The organism is Solimonas fluminis, from assembly GCF_002930645.1.
GTDB lineage: Bacteria > Pseudomonadota > Gammaproteobacteria > Nevskiales > Nevskiaceae > Solimonas_A > Solimonas_A fluminis.
Map to the genome: position 1 here is coordinate 1 of NZ_PSNW01000031.1, position 1,279 is coordinate 1,279.

A 1,279-nucleotide genomic window follows, 5' to 3' on the forward strand; every position below is an offset into this window, starting at 1 on the left:
CAACGCCCCGAGCCTCGCCCAATACGACCCTGAGCTGCACGCCGCGATCCAGAAGGAAGCGGGGCGGCAGGAAGCGCACATCGAGCTGATCGCCTCGGAGAACTACGCCAGCCCGGCGGTGATGGAAGCGCAGGGTTCGGGGCTGACCAACAAGTACGCCGAGGGCTACCCGGGCAAGCGCTACTACGGCGGCTGCGAGTACGTGGACGTGGCCGAGCAGCTGGCGATCGACCGCCTGAAGCAGGTGTTCGGGGCGGACTACGCCAACGTGCAGCCGCATTCGGGCGCCCAGGCCAACGCCGCCATCTTCCTGGCCCTGGTGAACCCGGGCGACACCGTGATGGGCATGAACCTGGCGCAGGGCGGCCACCTGACGCACGGCAACCCGGCCAACTTCTCCGGCAAGCAGTACAAGATCGTGCCCTACGGCCTGGACACCCAGACCGGGCTGATCAACTACGACGAGATGGAGCGGATCGCCGTCGAGACCCAGCCCAAGATGCTGATCGGCGGCTTCTCGGCCTACAGCCGGGTCAAGGACTGGAAGCGCATGCGCGAGATCGCCGACAAGGTCGGGGCCTGGTTCTGGGTGGACATGGCGCACGTCGCCGGCCTGGTGGCGGCGGGCGAATACCCCAGCCCGCTGCCGTACGCCCATGTCGTGACCAGCACCACCCACAAGACCCTGCGCGGCCCGCGCGGGGGCGTGATCCTGACCAAGGGCCAGTCCGAGGACTTCAACAAGAAGTTCCAGTCGGCGGTGTTCCCCGGCATCCAGGGCGGCCCGCTGATGCACGTCATCGCCGCCAAGGCCGTGGCGTTCAAGGAAGCGCTGGACCCGGCGTTCAAGCTGTACCAGAAGCAGGTGGTGGCCAATGCCCGGGCCATGGCGCAGGTGCTGCTGGACCGCGGCTACAAGGTGGTGTCGGGCGGCACCGACAACCACCTGTTCCTGCTGGACCTGATCGCCAAGAACGTCACCGGCAAGGACGCCGAGGCGGCCCTGGGCCGCGCGCACATCACGGTCAACAAGAACTCGGTGCCCAACGACCCCAAGAGCCCGTTCGTGACCTCGGGCCTGCGCCTGGGCTCGCCGGCCTCGACCACCCGCGGCTTCAAGGAGCCGCAGATGGCCCAGGTGGCGAACTGGATCGCGGACATCGTCGATGCCATGAGCGCCGGCGGCGACGTGGAGGCGGTCATCGCCCGCGTCCGCGGCGAGGTCGAGCAGCTCTGCGCCGGGTTCCCGGTGTACGGCTCGGTCAGGAAGGCCGCCTGA

At 68.4% G+C, this 1,279-nt stretch carries 1 protein-coding gene; it reads left to right on the plus strand.

Annotation, left to right across the window (positions count from 1 at the left end; all coding sequences use genetic code 11):
• Nucleotides 1–1,279: serine hydroxymethyltransferase (glyA, locus tag C3942_RS21840; RefSeq protein ID WP_104232476.1), on the plus strand; the 1,279-nt coding region annotated here is incomplete at its 5' end.